The 20,278-nt window shown below is 56.7% G+C and carries 21 protein-coding genes; 7 read left to right on the top strand and 14 right to left on the bottom strand.

Going from position 1 to position 20,278, the window contains the following annotated elements; genetic code table 11:
• Positions 1 to 18 precede the first annotated feature (18 nt).
• Positions 19 to 1,098 (top strand): ABC transporter ATP-binding protein, encoded by a 1,080-nt coding sequence (locus DESMU_RS02535; protein ID WP_013562029.1) that lies wholly within the window; start codon positions 19 to 21, stop codon positions 1,096 to 1,098.
• A gap of 139 nt (positions 1,099 to 1,237) precedes the next feature.
• Here DESMU_RS02535 and DESMU_RS02530 read toward each other — a convergent pair whose 3' ends face one another.
• Together DESMU_RS02530 and DESMU_RS02525 are read right to left on the bottom strand one after the other, a co-directional pair.
• Positions 1,238 to 2,017 (bottom strand): BUD32 family EKC/KEOPS complex subunit, encoded by a 780-nt coding sequence (locus DESMU_RS02530; protein ID WP_187286343.1) that lies wholly within the window; start codon positions 2,015 to 2,017, stop codon positions 1,238 to 1,240.
• Positions 2,014 to 2,298, bottom strand: a complete 285-nt coding sequence (locus DESMU_RS02525; protein WP_013562027.1) for a DUF211 domain-containing protein — start codon at positions 2,296 to 2,298, stop codon at positions 2,014 to 2,016. Before DESMU_RS02525 ends, DESMU_RS02530 begins: the two co-directional genes overlap by 4 nt.
• 378 nt (positions 2,299 to 2,676) lie before the next feature.
• On the opposite strand from DESMU_RS02525, the gene DESMU_RS02520 reads away from it, so the two are divergent.
• Positions 2,677 to 2,994: a hypothetical protein gene (locus DESMU_RS02520; RefSeq protein WP_245526510.1), complete on the top strand. Its 318-nt coding sequence runs from the start codon at positions 2,677 to 2,679 to the stop codon at positions 2,992 to 2,994.
• On the opposite strand, the gene DESMU_RS02515 is transcribed toward DESMU_RS02520, so the two are convergent.
• Positions 2,987 to 3,406, bottom strand: a complete 420-nt coding sequence (locus DESMU_RS02515) for a helix-turn-helix domain-containing protein (RefSeq protein ID WP_013562025.1) — start codon at positions 3,404 to 3,406, stop codon at positions 2,987 to 2,989. The two genes, DESMU_RS02520 and DESMU_RS02515, sit on opposite strands and share 8 nt — an antisense overlap.
• Positions 3,407 to 3,644: 238 nt before the next feature.
• Between DESMU_RS02515 and DESMU_RS02510 the strand changes: the two genes are divergently transcribed.
• From DESMU_RS02510 to DESMU_RS02495, 4 genes are read left to right on the top strand one after another with little or no spacing between them, the layout of a single operon-like run.
• Positions 3,645 to 4,298, top strand: coding sequence for a DUF47 domain-containing protein (locus DESMU_RS02510; protein WP_013562024.1), 654 nt, complete (start codon positions 3,645 to 3,647; stop codon positions 4,296 to 4,298).
• A 25-nt stretch (positions 4,299 to 4,323) separates the two neighbouring features.
• Positions 4,324 to 4,947 carry a nucleotidyltransferase family protein gene (locus tag DESMU_RS02505; protein ID WP_013562023.1) on the top strand — a complete coding sequence of 208 codons (624 nt, stop codon included), beginning with the start codon at positions 4,324 to 4,326 and terminating at the stop codon, positions 4,945 to 4,947.
• A 7-nt stretch (positions 4,948 to 4,954) separates the two neighbouring features.
• Complete coding sequence (gene hypD / locus DESMU_RS02500; protein WP_013562022.1) at positions 4,955 to 6,127, top strand: hydrogenase formation protein HypD; 1,173 nt, start codon at positions 4,955 to 4,957, stop codon at positions 6,125 to 6,127.
• Positions 6,090 to 7,673 (top strand): radical SAM protein, encoded by a 1,584-nt coding sequence (locus tag DESMU_RS02495; RefSeq protein ID WP_013562021.1) that lies wholly within the window; start codon positions 6,090 to 6,092, stop codon positions 7,671 to 7,673. The genes hypD and DESMU_RS02495 overlap by 38 nt, the downstream gene beginning before the upstream one ends.
• Here the strand turns inward: DESMU_RS02495 and DESMU_RS02490 are convergent.
• Positions 7,670 to 9,448, bottom strand: coding sequence for a type III PLP-dependent enzyme domain-containing protein (locus DESMU_RS02490; RefSeq protein ID WP_245526474.1), 1,779 nt, complete (start codon positions 9,446 to 9,448; stop codon positions 7,670 to 7,672). The genes DESMU_RS02495 and DESMU_RS02490 overlap by 4 nt on opposite strands.
• A gap of 54 nt (positions 9,449 to 9,502) precedes the next feature.
• Entirely contained in the window at positions 9,503 to 9,772 is a 270-nt protein-coding gene (locus tag DESMU_RS02485) for a hypothetical protein (RefSeq protein ID WP_013562019.1), read from the bottom strand.
• 159 nt (positions 9,773 to 9,931) lie between these two features.
• Between DESMU_RS02485 and DESMU_RS02480 the strand changes: the two genes are divergently transcribed.
• Positions 9,932 to 11,578, top strand: coding sequence for a hypothetical protein (locus DESMU_RS02480; RefSeq protein ID WP_013562018.1), 1,647 nt, complete (start codon positions 9,932 to 9,934; stop codon positions 11,576 to 11,578).
• Here the strand turns inward: DESMU_RS02480 and DESMU_RS02475 are convergent.
• From DESMU_RS02475 to DESMU_RS02435, 9 genes are read right to left on the bottom strand one after another with little or no spacing between them, the layout of a single operon-like run.
• The gene (locus DESMU_RS02475) at positions 11,575 to 12,327 is read right to left on the bottom strand and encodes a hypothetical protein (protein WP_013562017.1); all 753 of its coding nucleotides are present in this window, start codon (positions 12,325 to 12,327) and stop codon (positions 11,575 to 11,577) included. The genes DESMU_RS02480 and DESMU_RS02475 overlap by 4 nt on opposite strands.
• Entirely contained in the window at positions 12,324 to 12,698 is a 375-nt protein-coding gene (locus DESMU_RS02470; RefSeq protein WP_048078536.1) for a hypothetical protein, read from the bottom strand. Before DESMU_RS02470 ends, DESMU_RS02475 begins: the two co-directional genes overlap by 4 nt.
• Positions 12,699 to 12,734: 36 nt before the next feature.
• The gene (locus DESMU_RS02465; RefSeq protein ID WP_013562015.1) at positions 12,735 to 14,156 is read right to left on the bottom strand and encodes a hypothetical protein; all 1,422 of its coding nucleotides are present in this window, start codon (positions 14,154 to 14,156) and stop codon (positions 12,735 to 12,737) included.
• Positions 14,143 to 15,402 carry a type II/IV secretion system ATPase subunit gene (locus DESMU_RS02460; protein WP_013562014.1) on the bottom strand — a complete coding sequence of 420 codons (1,260 nt, stop codon included), beginning with the start codon at positions 15,400 to 15,402 and terminating at the stop codon, positions 14,143 to 14,145. Before DESMU_RS02460 ends, DESMU_RS02465 begins: the two co-directional genes overlap by 14 nt.
• Positions 15,403 to 15,448: 46 nt before the next feature.
• Positions 15,449 to 15,871 carry an archaellin/type IV pilin N-terminal domain-containing protein gene (locus DESMU_RS02455; RefSeq protein ID WP_013562013.1) on the bottom strand — a complete coding sequence of 141 codons (423 nt, stop codon included), beginning with the start codon at positions 15,869 to 15,871 and terminating at the stop codon, positions 15,449 to 15,451.
• Positions 15,872 to 15,925: 54 nt separating this feature from the next.
• Positions 15,926 to 16,588, bottom strand: coding sequence for an ABC transporter ATP-binding protein (locus DESMU_RS02450; RefSeq protein ID WP_013562012.1), 663 nt, complete (start codon positions 16,586 to 16,588; stop codon positions 15,926 to 15,928).
• Complete coding sequence (locus DESMU_RS02445; RefSeq protein WP_013562011.1) at positions 16,585 to 18,087, bottom strand: hypothetical protein; 1,503 nt, start codon at positions 18,085 to 18,087, stop codon at positions 16,585 to 16,587. Before DESMU_RS02445 ends, DESMU_RS02450 begins: the two co-directional genes overlap by 4 nt.
• Positions 18,084 to 19,145 carry a hypothetical protein gene (locus DESMU_RS02440; protein WP_013562010.1) on the bottom strand — a complete coding sequence of 354 codons (1,062 nt, stop codon included), beginning with the start codon at positions 19,143 to 19,145 and terminating at the stop codon, positions 18,084 to 18,086. The genes DESMU_RS02445 and DESMU_RS02440 overlap by 4 nt, the downstream gene beginning before the upstream one ends.
• On the bottom strand, positions 19,142 to 20,047 hold the full coding sequence (locus DESMU_RS02435; RefSeq protein ID WP_013562009.1) for a hypothetical protein: 906 nt from the start codon (positions 20,045 to 20,047) through the stop codon (positions 19,142 to 19,144). The genes DESMU_RS02440 and DESMU_RS02435 overlap by 4 nt, the downstream gene beginning before the upstream one ends.
• Positions 20,048 to 20,278 lie beyond the last annotated feature (231 nt).

The following is a 20,278-nucleotide window of genomic DNA, read 5'->3' as shown; positions in this document are numbered from 1 at the left end:
GGGGGAGGGATCAGGGCTTTGACAAGGGTCAGGCTCGAAGGGGTTTCAAAATACTATGGAGCCGTTGTAGCAGCTGAGGACGTGAACATAGAGATCCAGAGCGGCGAGTTTTTCACATTACTCGGGCCAAGCGGGTGCGGTAAGACAACCACCCTGAGGATCATAGCGGGCTTCGAAACCCCTGACAAAGGCAGAGTCTACTTCGACGACGAAGACGTCACATTCGTCAAGCCCTACAAGAGGAATACCTCAATGGTGTTCCAGAACTACGCACTATGGCCCCACATGACCGTCTACGAGAACGTGGCATACGGGTTGAAGCTGAGGAAGAAGGAGCTCGGGTTAACGGATGAAGACATAAGGAAGATGGTGAAGGAGGCCCTGGAACTAGTGAAGCTTTCAGGCATGGAGAACAGGTACCCGTTACAGCTGTCGGGAGGACAGCAGCAAAGGGTTGCACTCGCGAGAGCACTAGTAGTGAAGCCCAGGGTACTCCTCTTAGACGAGCCCCTCAGCAACCTAGATGCAAAGCTGAGGATCGAGATGAGGGAGGAGCTTAGGAAGCTCCAGAGGAGCTTAAACCTTACAACCATATATGTTATACACGACCAGGTGGAGGCAATGAGCCTCAGCGACCGGATAGCAGTGATGAACAAGGGCAGGGTGGTACAGGTGGGCTCACCCAAGGAACTATACTTCAAGCCCAGGAGCCTCTTCGTAGCCGACTTCCTCGGTAGAAGCAGCATCTACCCCGGTGAGCTCGTATCGCAGAGCGGCGAGTATGCTGAGGCGAGACTAGCTGACGCCGACATCATTGTAAGAGGTGTGACACCAGTTGAGAAGCTGCCTAGAAAGGTCTCCGTGGTCATACGGCCAGAGATAATCCGCCTAGGCGGCGGGAGGGCTGAGGAAGGAGACACCGTGGTTAAAGGCGTAGTCGACTTCGCCATGTTCCTCGGTGAGAAAGTTGAGGCAAGGGTTAAAATAGGCAATCTACCACTACTAGTCTACCTGCCAAACACTGTTGATGTAAGCACCGGCAACGAGGTTGAGCTAACCCTGCCATGGAGGAACATCATTATCCTTCCATCAGACTAGCCTTCGAGAAACGCTTCTCCACCCACCTGCTTTTAAACCAGCCTTTACCCTATCCTCCTTCAATAAACCACCCTAATCGACCTTAATGAAAGGCTTCAACCCCAGTTGCGAGTACATGCCTTCCACACGGATTGCCTCCTCATCGAGGAGACCATGTAGGGATGGATTCGTCGCGATGCGTTAAACCCTGCATCTCCTTCAGGAGTTTTGAAACCCCCATGTTCAACGGGAATGGCACAAGGAGGAATAAGAGTAGTCTTGAATCACCCTCCGTCAAGGAGTACACTGCCTCCCTTACGGGTGCACAAGGGTTCTCGAGGTAGCCCTGGAGGAAGGCCTCAATCCTCTCAAGGTAAGCCCTTTGATTCGTCACGCAGCTACTGTAGCAGCTTATCCCCAGGGTTGATGCGAACACCACTAGATCCCATGAAAAATGCTCCTTCCTCCACGTCTCCACTGCTTGCTCAGCGTCAACGATGTAGACCCAGCCGTCGTTGCTCACGAAGTTCGACACCTTCGTGTCGCCGAGGGCCCAGCCGGAGCAGTGTAGCATGCCCAGGGATCTCCCTAAGACCCTGAAAACCTGTGGGCTTGTGGAGGAGTCTACTTCCTCGCCCTCCACGTAGTCCCTGATTATCCTGACACCAATGTAGTCGACTACACGGAGACCCGGCTTCATGAAGCCTGGTGTATCCGTCCTCAGAAAGGATACCTCTCTCTCCATGCGGCTCCTAGGGTTGAAGACGAATGGATACATTTTAACCGGTGTCGAAGAAAGGTTCACGACTAGCCACTTTATCAGCCCTGCCTCCCCGCCATACTCCTTTAAAACAAGCTTCTCGGAGTCCACCACTAGGATCCTTGACTGCTTGGAGAAGCCGTCGAGGAGCTCAAGTATGTTGGTGTTCAACGCGTTCACTCCACCAGGTATTCTGGGGGCTCTATTATCCTCTCTCCAGCCACAACCTGGTCGATGCTGTGGATGACCCCTCCCTCCTTCTCGATAGCGTCCCTTACATCCTCGAAGCTGATGTCGCTTCCTTCAACCATGACGAGGATGTTCTGCGTGTCGACGTCAACCTCTTTCACAGTGATGCTGACGGAGCTGACCCCGGTTATCTCCACTATGGATTTAGCCAGATCCACTATGGATGTACCCCTAACCGGGTAGAGCACGTCTAGTATAATTCTCTTCAACAACTCCTACACCGGGGCCTCGAGCCCCTTGTAATACATCTATACTCCGCGGCTTAAAAACATGGATGTGCCCAGGGGAGTCGCCCCCGCTCATCCCAATCCCTCTAAGGGAGTGTTGCAGGGGCCGTCCTCCACTATTATTCAAGCCATGCACATGCTTATAACCCTGATTCCTCACAGCCCTAACTGGGCACTCTGCTCTCGTGGCTGGGTGTTTAATCCGGGCCTCCTCCCTGCATCGAGGGATGAGGTTTTCGATTGTAACTATATGCAAACATCTTCATGAAAACACTATGCCTGTTTCATTTAAATATTCCTGTATCGAGCTCCCCCCTAGCCCCGGGATTTATTTATTAATGAGGACGACAACACTTGATCTATGTGGTGTCCAACGCCATGATAACGACGAAGGCGCGCAGCGATTTCAGCGACTCCATCATCGTCAACGACAACATTATAGAGATCTCGTTGAAGCCTAGGAAAAGAATGATATCGCTTAGAGTCAGCGAGGATGACTTAGAGATCATAGATAAGTTCGCCGCTAGGAATGGATCCGTGTCGAGGACATACCTGCTAACAAAGCTCGTTGAGGCGGTGGCAGAGGGGTTGAGGAGGAGCAACGGTAATGTCTCATCAATCGTGATATCCTTTAAAGGAGGGTCGTCTGAAACCGTCTCCATACAGTTGAACATCAAGTAGCCTGGCCCTGCTGACCGCCAGCGGGCTGGGGAGGCGGTATCTTACCGCTCTTCATCAAGTCTATGATTAGCTTCACTATGTCGGCTGGCAGACTTATCTGGTGTGCCAACTGCTCCACCATCATGTTGTCCCCGTACTTCTGTATGGCCTCCCTGACTGCTTCAACCGGCTCAATATAGTAGACTCTCCTACCCTCCTTCACCTTAGCCACTATGCCTATCTTGTTCAGCCTCGACAAGTACCTGGACTCTATCGTCCTAGCTCTCCCAGTGTACTTAGCCACGTCGTCGGCTGTCACCTTCTTCAACGTGATCACCGCGTCCAGGGTCTTCAGTAAAGGTAGCGTTAGAACTATGCCACGCTTCATCAGGAAGCGTATATCATATATGCTCTCATACTCAGGGCTGCTCATGAAGCCGGACGCCCCCTATTCAACCCCTGCCCTGTTAACAGGGCTCTCGAAGGGCATGCTGGCACACCCGGCCCACCGAGCCCGGGGACCCATCAACCCGGGCTTAAACGGGTCCAGGCGTGTCCAGGCCCCTGTAGAGTGATGATCACGGGGAGATATATAAGTCTTTCCCCGCCGGCTTCCCCGTATTTAAATAGGTGTACGAGTAATTATGATTGAGGATAAGTGGTGGCACCTAATGAGCCTACCCAGGGGGAGATACTTCGAGTCCATGTTCTCGAGCATCAGGGAGCACGCTAGAACCGTGGAGATAGGTGTTTCAAAGCTCAGCGAGCTGGTTTCAAGCATCCAGGGCGGCGTGGAAACTGTTTCAAGACTCTACGGTGAACTCAACAGGGTTGAGGAACACGGGGATGAGTTGAAGAGGAGCATCATGGAGGAGTTGAAGGCAACCTACCTGCATCCAGACGACAGGGAGAACCTGCTCAGGTTCGTCCTCTCCCTGGACGACGCCCTGGGATACGCTAAGTCAGCGGGTAAAAGGATACTGATAGCCGTTGAATCGGGTATAGTGATCGATGAGAAAATACAGGCCTTAATGAAGGAGATGACTGAGAAAAGCCTCACAGCCTCACGAAAGATCATCGAGCTATTCGAATCCATGAGCAGGGATCCTGCGAGAGCACTATCCATATCGCACGAGGTGGAGGAGCTGGAGGAGAAGATAGATGAGCTCAGGCTTGAGGCAATAGCCATGATATACTCGGCCTGCAGCAGGGAGGTGAAGCCAGAGTGCCTGGTGCTCCCCCAGATAGTCGACGACATCGAGGGGATAAGCGACGTCTTCGAAGACATAGCGGACATCTACAGGTTGTTCGCTGTATCCCGTTGAGGGCTGCCCCACCACGGGTGTATGCATGATAGCCTGCATCGTGCCTGCAGCCGGGTTCAGCACGAGATTCCCATGGAACAAGATGCTCTACACGCTGGATAAACCACTCGTGGTTCAAACACTGGAGAACATATCTGCCTCCACATATGTATCCCGGGTAATCCTTGTCACAGGGCATGAATCAAGCAGGGTATCCAGGGTTGTAGAAGAGCATGCCTCAAGCAGGTTGAAGGAAAGGCTTAGAGTAGTATACAACCCGGACTACGCGGCCGGCATGAGCTCCAGTGTTAGAAAAGGGCTTGAATCAATACGGGATGAAGCACGCTCCTTAAAGGGGATCATGGTGAACCCCGGTGACGCAGCATGGATCCATCCCGGAGTATACGACTATGTAGCCCTCAGGTTCCTCGAGTCAGGGAAGAAGATCGCTGTCGCATCCTACCGGGGGAGGAGAGGGCACCCCATAATATTTTCAAGCGACCTCTACGCGGAGCTAACGGCTATAGACGAGGAGACACAGGGGCTTAAAGCAGTGGTGAGGAGACACTTGGATGACACACTACTCGTTGAAACAGGGTATCCAGGCGTGCTCCTAGACTTGGATACAGTGCTCGACTTAAACAGGGTTAAAGAGTACTCATGGAGGTAGCCGAGCCATGAGCATGCAGCTCAGGGAGAGAGGGCTAGCCGTCAAGCTGGCTGAAAGGATAAGGGAGGAGTCTAAAAGGGTTCTCTCGGAGCACGGGGGAGACGAGATTAGAATAATGAACTTCTGCGGGACACACGAGTGGACTATAACGCACTACGGGCTTAGATCCCTGATGCCTCCATGGATAAACCTGATCGCTGGACCCGGATGCCCGGTCTGCATAACCCCCGGCTACTATATAGATGTACTCGTCGACGTCAGCTTCGAGAAGGACACTGTCGTCTTAACATACGGGGATGCCTTCAAGCTACCTGGCTCCAGGGGGAAGCAGCCGAGGAGCCTTTTCCACGCGAAGGCCATGGGGGGCAATGTGAAGGTGGTTTATAGTTTCCGGGACGCGATAACGGAGGCGGCAAGGGAGCCGGGGAGGAGACACGTGTTCCTCGCCGTAGGCTTCGAGACCACGATGCCTTCCACAGCAATACCTCTTGCAGCCGGCGAGGTCCCCGGGAACCTCTATGTTCTCTCAGCCTACAGGTTGACGCCGCCTATAATGAGGTTTCTCGCCGAGGCGCATCCAGAGGTGAGGCTCGACGGGGTTATAGCACCGGGCCACGTGTCCACTGTGATCGGGGCGGAGGCGTGGAGGTTTATTGCTGATGAATACGGTATCCCAGTAGTGGTCTCCGGCTTCGAGCCCCTCGACGTCCTGCTCTCAATATACATGATTATAAGGAACCTTGCGGAGGGGAAGCCTAGGCTCATGAACGAGTACAGCAGGGTGGTTGCCCCGGAGGGAAACAAGTACGCGTTGAACGCCATGTGGGAGGTTTACGAGGCGAGGGACAGCTACTGGCGTGGCATAGGGGTTGTACCCTTAAGCGGTGCGGTACACAGGCCCCGGTATAGTGGACACGACTTCTTCGAGTCGACGGGGCTCAGGGAGACCGTGACTGACGATAAGCATCCTGGATGCATATGCGACAAGGTTGTCCTAGGGCTGGCGAAGCCAACTCAATGCCCGCTCTTCATGAAGGCCTGCACCCCCGGCAACCCCTATGGCCCATGCATGGTTAGCTCTGAGGGAACCTGCAGGATATGGGCTGAGAACACTCCTCTCCTCCATGGAGCGGTGGCATGGAATGCTGGAGAAAATAGTGATCCTAGACGGGTACACTGATGAACCAGCCGGCCTAGGGGTGCCTCCATACATAAACACTTATCCAAGGCTCATAGCGGGTGCTGTATGGAACAGGGTTAGAGACGCAGAGATAAGGTACTGGACCATAGATGAGGCGAGGCGGAGCCTCGGAGCCTTCATTGAGGAGGCGAGGAAAAGCAGCCTCCTCGTCGTTGTAAGCGGTGTGGAAGTACCCGGCAGGTACCTGGGCGGCAGGCCCCTGAGCCTCCGGGAGCTTGAAACAATCCTCCTCCTAACCAGGGGAGTCGACAAGATCCTGGTTGGGCCTGCTGCAAGATACGGGTTTGCTAGCGGTGGAGGAAGCATCGCTGTCGAGTCGAAGAGGCTGAAAAACCTTTTCACAGAGATTGTGACAGGCGACCCAGAGGTCTACATGGATGAACTGGTTCAACACGGCTTCGAGAAGGCGCGTCCATGGCTCCTCAGGGAAAGCTACGAGTTGGCTGATAAAGCGTTCAAACTAGGGGCAAGGATAGTCCTCCAGCACCCCAACTACGGGAGAAACCTCATCGTGGAAGTGGAGACGTACAGGGGTTGCAGCAGGTGGCTTACAGGAGGCTGCTCCTTCTGCATCGAGCCCAGGTACGGTAGGCCCATCATGAGGGGGTTGAAAGGGATAGTGGAGGAGGCTGAAGCCCTGTACTCCCTTGGGGTGAGGCACATCAGGCTGGGGAGGCAGCCGGATATATTGGCCTACATGTCGGAGGATACTGGTAGAGAGGAGTTCCCGCGCCCGAACCCGGAGGCCCTTGAAAAACTCTTCCACGGGATAAGGAGCGTTGCCCCAGGCCTTGTAACGCTGCACATCGATAACGTGAACCCGGGCACTATTGTAAGCCATGTCGATGAATCCGTGAAGGCTTTGAAAACCATTGTAAAGTATCACACTCCAGGCGATGTAGCAGCCCTGGGAATAGAGAGCTTCGATGAGAAAGTGGTTAAAGCAAACAACCTGAAGGTGGGGCCGGAGGAAGCCCTGGAGGCCATACGCATAGTTAACAGGGTTGGCGGGCTGAGAGGGTGGAACGGGATGCCCCATCTGCTTCCAGGTGTAAACCTGATATACGGGCTCCCAGGCGAGAGCAGGGAGACATACCGTGTGAACCTCGAGTACTTGACGAGGATTATGAAGGAGGGGTTGATGGTTAGGAGGCTCAACATCCGCAGGGTGGCCGTCCTCGAGAACACACCGCTCTGGCTTAAGAGAAGCGAGGTAGAATACCTGCTGAGGAAGCATGAAGGCCTCTACAGGTTGCACCGTGTTAAAGTCATGAGGCTGTTCGATAAAGCCATGTTGAAGCGGATCCTACCCCCCGGCACCCTTCTCTACGGCCTCATCGCTGAGAAACACGTAGCGGGGTACACTATGGCCAGGTTCCCGGGAAGCTACCCTGTCGCCGTCAAGGTCAAGGGGCTTATACCCGTCTGGAGCACTATCACGGCGCGTGTCAAAGGGTACTCGGCTAAAAGCGTTGTAGGTGAAGCGGTAGCCGTCCAGCCATGTCCAAGCAGCATGGGCGGCTAAAGGTACTTCCCGTTTCTCTCAACAACCTCTATCTTTGGCTCCCCGTCAACCTCATCCATGATTATCTCGGGGGCACCGTAGATTAAGTTATGCTTCATCGTCAAGGGATCCTGGTATGCACCCGTGTCAAGTATCGCGACATAATAGTTCTCCCCTTTCACCGGGAGGTGTAGCGGGACACCGCCCAGCTTAAGCCTCTTATATGGAGCCATCACCAGTCTTAGATCCATACGGGTGAACCAGTCATCGGCTTTAACATGCATCCTCACATGGCTCACATACTCGCCTATCTCACCCATGCTGTCACATGTTAGATCCCCGAGCACGGCGACGACATCCGGCTTCTCGTTAAGCCTTTGAACCGGTGCAACCTGGAAGTACTGGTTGACGAGCACGGAGTCAGGTATGTCGGCGAATATGGAGAGGTTGAGTATGTATCTCTTCGAGGGAGATGTAGCCAGCTTGTAGAGGAATGGGTCGTTTATAACCTCGTCGACACTGGAGGGCTCGGCCCTCAAGAGCTCACTGAGCTTCAACACTACTTCCTCCCGGATCTTTGAGACCAGGTCCTCTGCAAGCTCCCTCTCCTCCAGCGTGTACTGCTGCCCCTGGCTCCCCCTGTGTATGAGCCGCCTATACTCCTTTAAAACAGCTTTTAAATCCCGGATCGTCCTTACTCCTCGAAGAACATCCTCCACCACACTCGTACCCGTTGAGGAAAGCTGCTCCGCCGAGTAGGGGCGTACATCCACTACTTTAGCAACCACTATCCTGTGGGCTGCCACAATATACCTGCCGCCCTCGTAGACGAGCACCGGGTGCTTGTCCAGCCTGCTGAAAACCCTCAGCATGTGGTTGAAGTAGTCGACCACGGTGTAGTCAGGTGACTCTATTGAACCACTCCTCGTATCCAGGTAGGGGTAGGCTAGTCCACCACCGGGGTCAACGAGCTCCAGCCTGCTGAAGCCGTTGGCGGTTAGCTGGACATATATGTTGTAGACCTCGTTGATGAATGCCTCCACATCACTCCACTTGTAGATCTGGGAGCCGGCGTGCACGTGGAGCAGCCTAGCCCTCTCCTCTATCCACTTATACTCCTCCCTCAGCTTCACAAGCGTGTTCACTGTTAGACCGAACTTGCCTTCAAGCCCCGCTGAGTGAGCCCACTTACCCCCAGGCTTGAAAAGAGGCTTTATCCTTAACCCGACCTCGAGCTCCGGGTGCTTGGAGAGAATGTCGAGGTCGTGCTCGCTTTCAACATCCACCACGACCCTCCAGCCTTTCTCCCTGAAGCCCTCCAGTATTCTCGCCACGTTATCCGATAAGACCCCATCGTACACCAGTATCCTTGGGCCTTTCCCAGCGTACTTGGAGAGGAGCTCCAGCTCCCCGATGGAGCCTGTGTTGAAGCCCCACCCGTATTTCTCACCATACCTCCAGATAGCGTCGATCACTATGTCTATAGGGTTAACCTTCATGGGGAAAACGGGTTGGAGACCTCCTTTGAAACCATGGATCCTGGCTAGCTCTGTGAAGGTCTCGTAGACCAGTCGCATCGCTTTACCTATTAACGGGAGCACCCTTATGTAGGCCACGTCGAAACCATACTTCTCCATTACATCCTTGATCCTCACGCTGCTGCCTCCAATAGAGATAGCGAGGTAGCCTTCGTCGTCAACTGTTATCGTGTCGCCCCTTATACTGTGGTTCAGCCCCCACAGCTCCCTTGCAACGTCGAGACTCCATTCACTACTACTCATTTCCCTATCATACACCCAGACCAGGGTAATCGTGTTCAACATTTATAGTAATGGATTTTTAAGCTTATCCTATTGGGCCTCGCCAGCTGAGACATACGTGTACGCCGTGGACTCGTAGAGCCCCTCCTTCTCCTCCCTCGCCTCCCTCAGCTCGTTGAAGACCTTTTCCTCGAGGATCTCGAGGATGGCCTTCAACCTGGCCTTATCCTCCTCGCTGAGGTCGCTTGAATCCACACGGGACTCAACCACCTTCAACTCCTCCAGTAGTCTAAGGTACTTGAATAATAGTAGTTCCTCGAGCTCCCTAGCCCTTAAATTCACGTGTGCATCTATCCCCATTGAAACCCCGCTGGTATTATCGTGTATTGAAGCGTTTTAAAGAGGGCTCTACAGTAATAAGGGGATAATACTGCCTGAAACACCTGGTTGAAGCCGTTTCCACAGCAGCATGGATCTCGCTTTAAGACCCGGGGTGTAGAGGAGGGCCCGGTGGAGCCCTTGGAGGCACGGTTGGACTACAGGGTTAGGGCACTCATAGATGCGTCAAGCAGTCTCAAAGGGGTTGGAGTAGACCCCTGGAGTATCAGGGCACTGCTATCCCCCTACGACTATGAGTCCATAGTCTACGAGGGCGTTAAACACCCCCGTGTGACAGTGTGGGGTGTAGGCGGGGGCGAGTGGGGGAGGCTTAACACGGGTAGCGCTGTGGCGGCCGCGGGAGGGCTCCTCGTGGCACGCGCCGGGAGAGGGTTCAGGGTTGAAGCAGGCGGTGTGAAGCACTATGCGTCGAAGGTGGCCGTGGCCTCTGCTCCGGGTGCAGCCGTGGTAGCCTTCTACGTTAACAGGTATTCCTCGATAGCTTATTCAACCCCTCTCGCCTCAGGCGTTATCGAAGAAGCCTATAGGGGTGAGCCAGCGGCCTGCTCCATCGGCTACAGGCTGGCTACATGCGTCTTCAGAGACGGGAGGAGCCTACTGGTTGCCGAGGGGAGGCTGCTCGAGGTAGGGGTCCCCGTGGAGGCTGTGGCCTTACACGAGGGGAAAGCCATAGTTGAATCCGGGGGCTGGCTGCTCGAGGTGGATGGCAACGGGTTTAAACCCCTGGTGAAGGCTAGAGGGGTTTTCGCAGGGTTAACCGGGTGCAGCCTCCTCTTGAACACTGGTGGACGGCTCAGCGTCCTCGATGGAGCCTCCCTGACACCCCTCATGGATGCCGTGGATGGGTCTGCATCAGGCCACGGCGACGTGATCGTGGTGGATAAGGGTGTAGCCCTGGAGATCCATGAGTCCACAGGCGTGTTAAAGGCCTCCATCCCTAAGACGCCTGAGGCGAGGTGCTGGGCTACCCCGGCGGGGGTCCTCTGCTGCAGGAGGGCTTTCTGCGGTCTCGTGGAGCCGGGTGTGGAGGCGGTGAGGCTTGAACCCGTTGTAAACGGGGTGCGTGCAGTGAGGCTTGAATCCACTGTACCTGTATGGGTCAACGGGGAACCCGTAGGGGAGTCAAGGATAATCCGGGTTGATGGAGGAGTCTTAAAGCCCGCTGTAATCAGGGTTGAAGCAAGACACCTCCTCGGCGACATAGTGCTCGAAGCCGTGGCGCCAGGCGTGAAGCCCAGTGTCACAGGGGAGGCTGTTGCATGGGTCTCGGAGACAGGGCACTCCTGTGGTGGAATAGGCGTCCTCGAGGTCAGGGTTGAACACGGCGAGCTACCTCCAGGAGTATCCCTCTATGCAACGGTGGATGGGAGGAGGCTGAGGGTTGACCGCGTCCTCGAGGCATGCATACAGCGCCCGGTTCACGAGGTGGTTGTCGAGGCAGTCGATGATTCAGGGGGGAGTGTGGAGGTGGCTAGGATACCGGTTGAAACCGTTGAGGCACGTACACCGAGGCTCGGCTACAGGGTTATAGAGGAGGGTGAGGGGCCGCTTGTACTCATCGAGACGGATGCCGTGGTCGAGAGGGCTCTAGCATGCAACCGGAACGGTTGCACACCGGTGAAACCCGTGAAGCATGGAGACGGCTACGTGGTTAAGCCGCCTGGCGGCAGGCTACCCGAGTACATTATTGTGAAGTTGTCGTGGATGGGTTTCAAGCGGCTTGAGAAAATAAGCCTTGATGAAGAGCAGGGGAGGCGCCGGGGCTAGGGTTGAAGCGCGATCGTTAAGATAATTGTTTTCAACGCGCCGGAGCCACTGGCGTACCCGTACACCTGGATCGATGATTTGAAAACAGCGTTGAGCGGTAGGGTCACCGTGGAGAACTGGGCTGGTATCAGGCTGCCCGATGCCCCTGCAACCAGGGGCACGGTGTTAACCTGGATGCCGTCCACTATTATCCTTGTCACAGTGATCGATGCGGAGTAAGTGTAGAGCGTGATGGACTCGAGGACACCGCTCCCAGAGTAGTTGAATAACGGTTTCTCAGAGGGGTAAACCGGGACGTCGACCACGTGGATCCTTACATCCCTGTAGCCCTGTGCCTGGAGAGCTTGCTCCACTGGATCCCATGTTGTGAAACCACCGTTCACCGTGAAGACCCCTACCGTAGCCGACCCCTGGGCGAGCCTGGCTGCTGCATCGGCTGGAAGAACATATGTCGCCTCCATGCCTGGAGCAAGCTCCACAGGGGTATCATTCGAGTAGAGCACGCTGCTTGAATCATAGACGATGAGGCTCCTTACAACCGTACTCGTCGTAGACCTAAGCGTTAACGCTGCGCCTTCAAGGGAGAAGTAAATGTTCTCACTCCTCCTTAAGGCATCCGAGGACACTGCTGAGCCAACAGTGTTGACGACGCTGTACGCCTGGTTAACCATGGCCCTGTAAACCCCTACCCCTGCAACCAGCAGCATCGCCATGACTAGTGCACCGTAGACCTCTGCCTGCCCCCTCACCGCGTCACCACCCTCCCCTCGACAGCCACGCCGTCAACATACATCACCACCGGGGGCTTAAGCGAGGCGTTAACCGTGGCCACACATGTCTTAAACCACGCTGACCCACAGTACTCGAGGAGGTTGATCGCGAGCCCGCTGGAGTCGTGGAGCATGAGGCTCCTAGGCGGCTTCTCAACGTAAACGTAGAGCCTGAAGCCTGAGCCATCGCGGAGGAGGTAGAGTACCCCGGTGTTGCCGGGTGCTGCATAACCCTCTACTCCACCGGCCTCCCGTAGCGCTACGCTGGCCAGGTATGCTAGGGCAGGGGCCACCGCTACGAGCAGGATTATTGAGGCGGCTGCACTGGTAGCGGCTTCCACATCCACCACCCCGCTGTGGACACCCTGGAGGAGTCTAATATTGAGTTAGAGGGCCACGTAGAGCAGGGTGAGCAACCCTGGTATCAGCGTGCTGATGTTCCTCCCGAAAACCAGCTTCGATGCAGCCACACCTGTCGCAAGGAGGTCAACATACCCGGTGAGCCACGCGACGCCCGTGGACGGGGCGAGCACGGTGAGCGCTTTAACCAGTATGGGTGAGGCGAGCACGGCTGCAGCCGTAATGGTTGAGGCGGCGAGGTAAGCCCAGAGAGCCCTCAGGGAGTCATTGAGGAAAACCGTGAACACAGCGTAGACGTCTGGGTCGGCTTCCCCAAGCCCCCTGTGGAACCCTATTACCTCAGCCACGTAGTCAACGATCCATAAGCGGGCGGGCTTCGACGCCATGGATTCGAGGAGGCCGGTGTCATAGAGGTGGAGGGATCTATGCACCCTCACATGCCTCATCGAGTCCTCGGCAACCCTCCCAAGCCCCCTGACCCCGGCGGCAGCCGTGTACGCTAGGAGGAAGCCGGGCACGCCGAGTAAGACTGCTACTACACTGGTGGAGGCCGCCAGCCACCGGGGGACCCATCCACCCGTGTAGAAGCCGTAGGCCAGCGGCGTTGCCAGCGCGAGGAGGCCGGCTGCCTCCAGCGCTAGGAGTAAGCGTGCTACACGTGCATCGACAACGAGCCTGAATGGTAGAGGGTAGTCAGGTATCAGCACGGCGGCCGCGAACACGGCTGCTAGGAGGGATGCGAGAATATAGCTGGCCACGGCTCCACCCATGAGGAGCGTGAAGCCCACGGTCAGGGCTGGGGCGACCGCAGCCGTCAACGCTGCGATAACACCCATCTCACCCCTCCTCTCAAGCATCCTGGAGACATTAGACCACTCGTCTCTAACTGCTTCACCAGCACTCCTAAGCATGTATTCCAGGACCGTGCCCGTTGAAAGAGCCGAAGAATACCCTGCGAGGAAGAGCCTGGTTCTCCCACCTGCCACGGTGGAGGCGTTGCGGAGCGCGTCCCCTGCACCGAGAAGGCTTGATAGGGCTGAGAACCTTTCACCCAGCTCCCTCAACCCCTTGAAGACCCTTGAAGACGAGGCGTGCTCGAGGAGCTGGAGGGGTTCGAGCCCGGTTCTACACGCTGATGCAGCTGCAACAATGTAGAAGGGGAGCTCGGCATCCATCAAGCCACGGAGGCTTCTCGCCGATGCAACAGTATCCACAACTGGTAGCCAGGCGGCTGCCACGGGTGCGAGCCCGGCTACAAGGATCACCCATCCCGTCAACCCGTTCACAGCGGCAAGGAAGATTATTAAAGGCGATGCGAGCAGGGCGGCTACAGCTGTAGCCAACTCTACTCGGGCACGCCTATATCTCTCAACCCGTGGATCCACTAGGAGAGCCATCTCCCTGTACGCTGCCAGGGCTGCCTCAGCCACGCGTCTAATGCTCTGCAACCCCTCCACCCAGCCTCCTGCTACGCTTGAGGATATCGGTTAAACCGGCTTCAAGCCCATCCCTCTCCCTAACCCATACATCCACGTAGCCGACTCCTCCTTCACCCGGGATGAGCTCCGAGACCCTTTTAACCACCCTCCTAGGCTTCTCAGCGAACCCCATGAATGCAACCGCTGTGAACATTGCGACCTGCTGAGGGGAGAGGCTGATGGGCGGCGAGGTCAACCTGGCTACAACCTCCTCCGGGCTGCCCCCGTGGAACGTGGTTAAACCACCCATCCCCGACAGCATTGCCTGCACGAGGACCCTTGCCTCAGCCCCCCGTGTCTCCCCGACCACTATGAGCCTTGTAGCCGAGGATCTAAGGGCTGCCTTAGCGAGGTCGAAGAGATCCACTTTCACAGCCCCTAGCTCGGCGCTAGTATACCTGGCCCACGCGCTCCCCATGGGTGGATCCACCTCACCCGTGTCCTCTATGATGACTATCTTCCAGTTCAAAGGTATGTAGGAGTAGAGGATCGACCTGAGGAGGGTTGTCTTACCTGAGCCAGGGGGGCCGGCTATTATCAGGCTCATCCCTTTCTCCACGAGCATCCTGAAGTACTCTGCAACGGAAGCCGGGAGCACGCCTTCCTCGATGAGGCGGGTCATGGAGGGGGGTGAACGAGGCTTCTTCCTCACAGCTATCTCGGGGCGGTGGGGTGCGGTGAGCGCGGAGACTATGTGGACCCTGTGCCCGCCGTCCTCCAGGGGTAGCTGTGCATCCACTATGGGTCTGGACGCGGACACATATGTACCGCACTTCAAGGCTATCAACTGCTGGAGCTCTGCAACCTCCTCCAGGGAGCCTACCTTGAGATTTGTTTCAATGAAGTCAACGCGTGGATCACTGGCGGCAAGCCTGTGTCTAACCCATATTGGGCCGGGCCCGGTTACAGAGATATCCTCGACGAAGGGGTCGTCGAGGAGGACCTGGAGCACCCTGTAGCCGAGCAGCGTTCTCGCAGCGTACACTGCTTCCGGAACCAGGGTTCTCTCAACCCCGAGGACCCCTGCAATGACGTCGCTTAAATCCATGCCTCTACGGGCAAGCATCACTATATCCCTCAGCCTTGACTCGACGAGCCCTACAATCCTTTGATCCAGGAGGGGCGTGGCCTCATACCTGTAGACCCCTGCATCCACGTAGAGCCTCACCCTGTAGGCTCCAACAGTGTACTCTGCGAGGATTCCTTCAGCCGGCATGCCGACCACCAGGGGAGTGAAGGGTGAAGGAGGCTTGCAGGGGGAACTAGCCCCCTGCAGCGAAAACCACTTGGGAACGGCCTGAGGAGAGATCGGTTACGCCTACAAGTACCTTGGACACTGAAACACCGGGCTGCAGGGACACTGGGAGCACGAGGTAGACGTCGCTTCTCCCACCAGCTGTCAGCGGCGTCATCTGCGGCGTCACCTGGGTTCCGTTTGAGAGAACTATTGTTACACTCGTCACGTTGAGGCCTCCGGGCAGGAGGTTGCTCACCACGAGTGCCACTACACCGGTGCCGGGTGCACTATAGGAGACAGTGTACCTTGCCACAGCTATATCGGTTGACGGCAGCTTAGAGCTCTGGTAGTCTATGTATGATTTAACGCCGAAGGCTGCGACCACCGCTATCATTATCATCACTATTATGGCTGTCACCTCGCTTATACCTCTAACACCCCTAGTCATAGAGGCCACCGTGTTGACCAAGAGCCGGGACTCAAATAAGGAGGAGCCACTCGGCTACGTGGAACCCTGGATCCTGCCGTCGCCGAGCACGAGGAGCCTGGAGCCTAGTTGAGGTCCCGTGCCGGTGGTGGTTGCAAGTATCGAGGCTTTCTCGGCTGCCACATAGTTCTTCAATAGGTCTACAACGAGGCCGGATGAATGGTCGTCGAGGCTTGAAAACGGCTCATCCATCACGAGCAGCCTCGGCTTCTTCGCAAGAGCCCTCGCTATGGCGACCCTCTGCCTCTGCCCTGCTGAAAGCCTGTAAGGGTAGTCGCCGCCCCTACCCTTCAGCTCCAGTGCGTCAAGCAGCTCGGCCACCCTTCTCCTCCTCTCCTCCCTACCCCATCCCAGGATCACAAGGGGGAGCTCGATGTTCCTCCACACGGTGAGCCACGGTATCAGCGTGTACTGCTGATCCACGTAGCCTATGTAGAGGAGCCTGAGCCTAGCCATCGAGGCCTCGCTACTGAACCCGGCGTCTCTCCCGTGGAGCCTCACTGATCCCGCATCAGGCTTCTCCATGAGGGACGCTATCCTGCAGAGAGTCGTCTTACCGGAGCCATTCCTACCCTTCACAGTGACTGCTTCACCCTCCTCTACCTCGAGGTTCACTCCTGATAAGACTGTGACACCAGTATAGGTCTTCCACACATTCCTCAACTCGAGTACTCTCATGGTGGACACCAGTAGAGGCTGTATGCGTGAGACGAGTAGACGACGGGGGTTTCCCCGAGCAGCCTCCGGGCTGTATCAGTCAGCCTGTAGACGCTGGATGCCTCTGCAAACCCCTTCAACACGTTTTCACTGCTTACAGCGATAATGGAGTTCGAGGGGCAGCGGCCAGTGTAGAGTAGTCTGAGGAGGAGCGCTGTGTCGACACGTAGCCTCATCTCCTCCATATAGTAGAGCTTAGCGTCCCCGATGACCCCCGTATCCCCCGTGAAGGACTCGAGGAACCCGGCGGCAGCCGAGTCCCCGTCCCTGTAAACCCAGTAGAAGCTGGCTTGATCCATCCCTAGGAGGAGCTGGGCCATGACGCCGGAGGCGATTATGAAGCCTGCTAGGGCGATGACGCATGCAGTCCTCGTCTCCTTGACCACTGTGAAGCCAAGGTATATGGCTGCATAGTTTAAAACCCTGTGTGCAATACTCCCCATACCCGGCTTCGAGAAAGCCGTGAACGAGAGGACCCCGGCGGCTGAAACCGCTGCAGCATTGCTGAGCACTGTCTCCCTCCTCGGGGTTGAAAGCACGAGTATGAAGCCGGCGGCGTATGGGATTATGGAGGATGCATCATAACTGTAGAAGCCCCAGCTCAGCCAGACAGCCGGGGCCACTGCAGCCGTGAGGAGGAGGCCTGATACAACACCCCTCCAGGCAGGCGACTCAGGCCTGCCCCGGCTCGCAGCGTAGATAGCGGTGTAGAGGGCGAGGTACAGGGCGGCTGTAACCATGTCCCAGGGGTCCACGGCTTCCGCAATAATCCTGGAGCCCGCTGCCTCCATATACGTGTAAGCCATGGCAGCCGTGAGGAGTGAGTAGGGGATAGCCCTCCTGTAGAAGCCGGATGCCCTGAGACCCCTGGTGAACGCGTCAACCAGCTCGAGGACCCCTGCCTCGGCGAAGATTACAATAGTCATCAATGTGGACAAGTGGTGTGTAACCACCTGGGCTGCTGCAAGCAAGGGGAGAGCGGTTAGAAACCCCAGCCGGCTGCCCGCCAGGATCACGAGTGCGGCTGAAGCCATCAACGGGTAGGAGTACACCTCCTTGAGGGCGGCAGACGTGAAGACGGTGAACGATGGCAGAGCCATCATGGCGGCCGTGGAGAGCACGCTGCCCCCGAGCCTCCTTGCGACAGCGTAGAACCCTGTGCACATGGCGATCGATAAGGCTGCAGCCATGAGGATCCCGTAGACGAAGGGTACATTGAGCCCTGTGAGAAGCGAGGCTACTGCTGAAGCCAATGCTATGCCGGGCCACCTGTTATTGTAGCCGTCGAACGCTGAGTCATCATATATCTTCACCCATGGCTCTGAGACAAGCCTCTCGCTCACCCTGATCAACGGCCATACATCAGTGGAGAAGGGGTGGAGTGTGTAGAGGAAGGGGGCTACATGGATTAGCAGTGTAGCCGTGAACACGAGGAAGACGAGGAAGCTCCTCCCGCTCACTCAACCCTCCACCCCGCTACTGCAACCGTGAGGATCACGATGCCGGCTGCCAGGGACGCTGCGTAGGCAGCTGGGTCAACTCCCCCGTGCACAGGGTGAAGCAGGAGCCTCACACCCGGGTCAACTCTCCCGGCGAGCAGGTAGGCGAGAAGCCATGAGGAGGATGCTGCAAGCGCCTCAACCGCTAGAACCGAGAGCTTAATCCTCCTGGCTGACACACCGATCAACCTGAGCACCCTTACCTCCCCTGCTATCAAGCGGGGTGCGTAGACGCCTACAGCGTAGAGGGATGATGCAACTATGGTTGACACAGCTATGTCGACTGCTGAAACAACCACGCTGCTGAAGCCCAGTGTTGAAAGATACGCGTCTGAGACGGATCTATAGGCGGCGGCCCTCGCAGCCGGGCCTGCATGACTCAACACCACGATTAACGCACCGGCCAGGTTGCCTGGCACACTGAGCCCGGGAAGCCTCGAGGCGTTGACGCTGGAGGCGTTGAAGTAGACCACGGAGGCGTAGCCTGGTGGAGCACCCCTCAACAATAGCACCGTGCCCATGGAGCAGGCGAGCTCATACCTGTAGGGCTCGGAGTCGGCGACGCCCTCAATGTACACGGGTACCCGGCGCCCGTTGAACGGGGAGGTCAACAAGACCACGTCCCCTGCCCTGACCCCCAGGATCCCCGAGGCCTCCGACCCCACTATGCAGCAGTTCTCGCAGCCTCCAGGCAAGCCGGGTCCACTACCACCTCCACCTGAACCCGGTGTTCCTCTCACTATAAGGAACACCCCGTTGTACTCTGCCAGCGTGAACAGCTCGTAGCGCGACGCCTTCACACCTAACGCCTCCTCAGCCATGGTTACGTTGACGAGTGCTGTGAACGGGCTCAGCGAGTACCCTGTCACAGCTACCTCACCGCTTCCAAGACGCGTGAGCCCCCCGTAGAAGCCTAGGACGCCCTGGGTTACGGAGAGCATTAAGGCGATTGCTGCTGCGACGGGGAGTGCGAGCACTAGGGTTGCAGCGTACACTCTCACATATATCCCTGGTGTCACGGCTGGCCAGCCCTCCGGGCACAGTACACCGTGGCCCCTAGGAGGAGGGAGGCCACGGTGACCAGGTATGGTGTAACCGCTGCCTGGGTCCCAAGAGGCCTGTACGGGATGTAGATTGAAAGAGACCCCATGGCTGTTAAGGAGGCATGCGCCGCCAGCACACCCATCGAGACCCCTGTGACCGCTGCGGGAAGGGAGAGCGAGAACAGTGAGGTGAGGCAGGCGAGTGTTAGGGAGGCTGAGGACACGCCAGTGGCTCTGAGAGCCCTGTATTCTTCTTCAAGCCTTGACAACACGTTGTATGAGGCCACTGAGGCTACTGGAGCATAGGCGAGGACAAGGGCCTCCACGATAGCCGAGAGTACGCGGGAGGCCTCAGCCACCAGTGACGCCTCGGCGTCGGCGAGCGTTGGAGCCGGCTGCGACGCGTTGAAAACCATGCAGTGTGAGGCCTCCTCCCCGCTAAGGATGCTTGAAGGCACAACTATGTAAGGGGAGTACACGCTTCCACTACAGGTTTCATTAATCCTCACGGTTACACCGTTAATGGAGACGTTGAGGCTTCCTCCGTAGACCCGGGCCGCGTCAACCCCTATGCAGGCCTCCCCGCCTCCAACGGCTACAACCATCACGCTGTACACGGCGCTACCTGTCGACACGGTTGCCCTGCATGCCAGCCCCGTTAAACCGGGTTCAAGGGCTTCACGTGTCGAAGGCTTGACGATGAACTCCTCCACGTAGAGGTGGACTGCGTCCACCACGGTTTCCAATGCGACTGCAAGCGCTATCGGTGTGGACACTGCGAGTATCAGCCATGCTGCAACCCCTTTCCTCACGGCTGAAACCGTTAGGATCGCCGCCGACGCCAGTATGCTTCTCAAGCCCGGGGTCCTCCGCCTCAATGGATTCATCCACCCTGCTACTATGCCCAGCCCGGCTTATATTGTCGCCTTGTTGAAGCAGGATCACGGTGAGCGTGTAGATGTAGGCGGCTATGAGGCCTTCAAGCCTCATGGATCTCCTAGGGTGCGTTATGCTGGCTGCCGTGATGAGCAGGAGGAGTGCTGAGAGAGCGAGGAAGCCGGCTGAATGCGTTGCAAGCCACGCGTACGCTGAGAGTATCCCTGGGATAA

Origin of the sequence: Desulfurococcus mucosus DSM 2162 (assembly GCF_000186365.1) — an archaeon.
Taxonomy (GTDB): domain Archaea; phylum Thermoproteota; class Thermoprotei_A; order Sulfolobales; family Desulfurococcaceae; genus Desulfurococcus; species Desulfurococcus mucosus.
The sequence above is the reverse complement of the archived record's forward strand: the minus strand, read 5'-3'. Positions and strand labels throughout refer to the sequence as shown.

Bases quoted from the DNA above. Each gene is read 5' to 3' on its own strand.
- DESMU_RS02450 (WP_013562012.1), bottom strand. From the start codon at position 16,588: ATGAGAGTACTCGAGTTGAGGAATGTGTGGAAGACCTATACTGGTGTC.
- hypD (WP_013562022.1), top strand. From the start codon at position 4,955: ATGAGCATGCAGCTCAGGGAGAGAGGGCTAGCCGTCAAGCTGGCTGAA.
- DESMU_RS02460 (WP_013562014.1), bottom strand. From the start codon at position 15,402: ATGCCGGCTGAAGGAATCCTCGCAGAGTACACTGTTGGAGCCTACAGG.
- DESMU_RS02485 (WP_013562019.1), bottom strand. From the start codon at position 9,772: ATGGGGATAGATGCACACGTGAATTTAAGGGCTAGGGAGCTCGAGGAA.
- DESMU_RS02495 (WP_013562021.1), top strand. From the start codon at position 6,090: ATGCTGGAGAAAATAGTGATCCTAGACGGGTACACTGATGAACCAGCC.
- DESMU_RS02505 (WP_013562023.1), top strand. From the start codon at position 4,324: ATGATAGCCTGCATCGTGCCTGCAGCCGGGTTCAGCACGAGATTCCCA.
- DESMU_RS02515 (WP_013562025.1), bottom strand. From the start codon at position 3,406: ATGAGCAGCCCTGAGTATGAGAGCATATATGATATACGCTTCCTGATG.
- DESMU_RS02510 (WP_013562024.1), top strand. From the start codon at position 3,645: ATGAGCCTACCCAGGGGGAGATACTTCGAGTCCATGTTCTCGAGCATC.
- DESMU_RS02455 (WP_013562013.1), bottom strand. From the start codon at position 15,871: ATGACTAGGGGTGTTAGAGGTATAAGCGAGGTGACAGCCATAATAGTG.